The organism is Streptomyces colwelliae (assembly GCF_048158785.1).
Classification (GTDB): domain Bacteria; phylum Actinomycetota; class Actinomycetes; order Streptomycetales; family Streptomycetaceae; genus Streptomyces.
This window is the reverse complement of sequence record NZ_JBLTJC010000731.1, coordinates 1-2024: the sequence shown is the minus strand read 5'-3', so window position 1 is coordinate 2024 and position 2024 is coordinate 1. Positions and strand designations below refer to the sequence as shown.

The following is a 2024-nucleotide window of genomic DNA, read 5'->3' as shown; positions in this document are numbered from 1 at the left end:
GAGTACGGGGCGTGGCGGATGCGGGGGTCATGGGGCCATCCGTTTGAGGAGTTCCTCGTGTTCTTCGTCGTCGGTCACTTGCTCTCCGGACGAGGGCAGCAGCTGCGGGATGCCGTCGACGATCGGGTAACGGCGGCGCAGGCGCGGGTTGTAGAGGGCGTCCGTGGGGAGCAGGTGCAGCGGGCCCTTGTCGAGCGGGCAGGCCAGGATCTTCAGCAGGGGGTCGTCCGGGTTCATGGGGGTGTCAACTCCTTGGCCTCGACCGGCGGTTGAGGCGCGTTGTCGTGCTTCGGCATGGTCAGCAGGACGGTGACCGCCAGGGCCGTGCCCCCGATCCGCAGGGCCAGGCGCAGCGGGTCGTGCGGCAGCGCCTCGCCGAACGCGAGCGTGCCGAGCACCGCCGTGAACAGACTGGTCACCGTCGTACAGACCGGCACGATCAGCGAGGCCCGGCAACGCTGTAGCGCCGCCTGGGACATGACCAGGCCGAACGCGCCGGTGAAGAGGAGGAGATACGGGTACGGGGACCGGAGCAGCCCAACTACCGCCCCGCCCAGGTCACTTGTCGTCAGATAGCTCGACACCCCCTTGATGGCGAGCGAGCTGACCCCGTACAACAGCCCCACCGCCACGCCGTATTCGACGCCCGTGGTGGGCAGCCGGTGCCGGTGGCCGGCGCTGCGCTCGGTGGACCGGTAGAGCCAGACGCCGGCCGCCAGCGAGGGCACGCAGACCAACAGGATCAGCGGGTAGGGCGCGTTGCGGCTGACGTGGTCGGAGCCCTCCTTGAGCGACAGCACCACCATCAGCAGGGCGACGAGGATCGCGCCGAGCGCGTACCGTTCGCGGCCGCTGGTCTCCTCGCCGAGCATGCGGGCGGACAGCAGCACGAGCAGCACCAGGCCGGACACGAAGATGCCCTGCGCGGCGGCGATCGGCAGCGTCCGGTACACGGCGAGCTGCGCGCCGAACCCGGAGGCCAGCGCGAGGGACCCGCCGATCCACAACGGGCTGCCCAGCACCAGCCGCAGCAGCCTCGCCGGTTGACGGACCGTCACCTCGGGCAGGGCCGCGAGCGCCCGTTTCTCCAGGACGAAACCGGTGCTGTAGAGCACGTTCGCCAACAGGGCCGCAGCCACCCCCCACCACACGGCCGCGCCCCCTACGTCTTCCGCGCGTGCAGCAGCAGGATCGACGCCAACTGCGGTCTGGCACACGCCAGTCGGTCGAGGGGGCGGAGCGGTCGCGGTACGCCGTGGAAGGGCGCGCCCTTGAGTCCCACGACCTCGAAGCCGGCCGCCGTCACGAACTCCCGTAGCGCACGCGGGGTGTAGAGCCGCAGATGTCCTACGACCTCCTTGCCCGGGCGGCCGTGGATCGCGCGCAGGCTCACCTCCGAGAACACGGGCTGGACGCCGGCGAGCAGCAGGGCGCGGTTGTACCAGGCGGCCAAGTTCGGTGTGGACAGCATGAGATGGCCTCCCGGGCGCAGGACGCGGTGGATCTCGGCGAGGGCGGTGTCCGGGTCGACGAGGTGCTCGATCACCTCGCTGAACAGGACGGCGTCGGCGGCGGCCGAGTGGAGTGGCAGCGCGGTGAGTTCGCCTCGGACCGTGTACGGGAGGTGGGCGCGGGCTCGGGTGAGGGCGTCCTGGGACCAGTCGACGCCGATGACGCGGTGGCCGGTGAGGAGGGGTGCGGCGGTGGCGGCCGCGGTGCCGTCGCCGCAGCCGATGTCGAGGACGGTGCGGGGGTGTTCGGTGGCCGGGCCCAGCGCGGTGGCGAGGACGCGGGCCTGGCGGAGTGTGCGGGAGGGGCCGGAGGCGACGGGGACGGCGGGGTTCTCGTAGAAGTCGCGGAGGTCGGGGCGCACCTGGTTCGGGGGAGTGGTGGTCGTCATTTCGGGTGCTCCTCCGTCTGTTCCGTCGTGTGCAGGTAGTGCTCGAACAGGTCGCGGAGGTGGGCTCCGTCGCCGGGGCCGAGGAGGGTGCGGGACCAGCGGAGGGCGACGTGCAGCCTGTCCG

The 2024-nt window shown here is 71.5% G+C and carries 3 protein-coding genes; all 3 read right to left on the bottom strand.

Annotated features, from left to right (window positions below; genetic code table 11):
• Nucleotides 1-27: 27 nt before the first annotated feature.
• From ACNFOC_RS53760 to ACNFOC_RS53750, 3 genes are read right to left on the bottom strand one after another with little or no spacing between them, the layout of a single operon-like run.
• On the bottom strand, nucleotides 28-237 hold the full coding sequence (locus tag ACNFOC_RS53760) for a Trm112 family protein (RefSeq protein ID WP_416966225.1): 210 nt from the start codon (nucleotides 235-237) through the stop codon (nucleotides 28-30).
• On the bottom strand, nucleotides 234-1139 hold the full coding sequence (locus tag ACNFOC_RS53755; protein ID WP_416966224.1) for a DMT family protein: 906 nt from the start codon (nucleotides 1137-1139) through the stop codon (nucleotides 234-236). Before ACNFOC_RS53755 ends, ACNFOC_RS53760 begins: the two co-directional genes overlap by 4 nt.
• Before the next feature lie 23 nt (nucleotides 1140-1162).
• A complete protein-coding gene (locus tag ACNFOC_RS53750; protein WP_416966223.1) occupies nucleotides 1163-1900 on the bottom strand; it encodes a class I SAM-dependent methyltransferase in 738 nt (245 codons plus the stop codon).
• Between the last annotated feature and the right edge of the window lie 124 nt (nucleotides 1901-2024).

Excerpts from the sequence above, each read along its gene's own strand:
- ACNFOC_RS53760 (WP_416966225.1), bottom strand. The coding sequence starts at position 237 with ATGAACCCGGACGACCCCCTGCTGAAGATCCTGGCCTGCCCGCTCGAC.
- ACNFOC_RS53750 (WP_416966223.1), bottom strand. The coding sequence starts at position 1,900 with ATGACGACCACCACTCCCCCGAACCAGGTGCGCCCCGACCTCCGCGAC.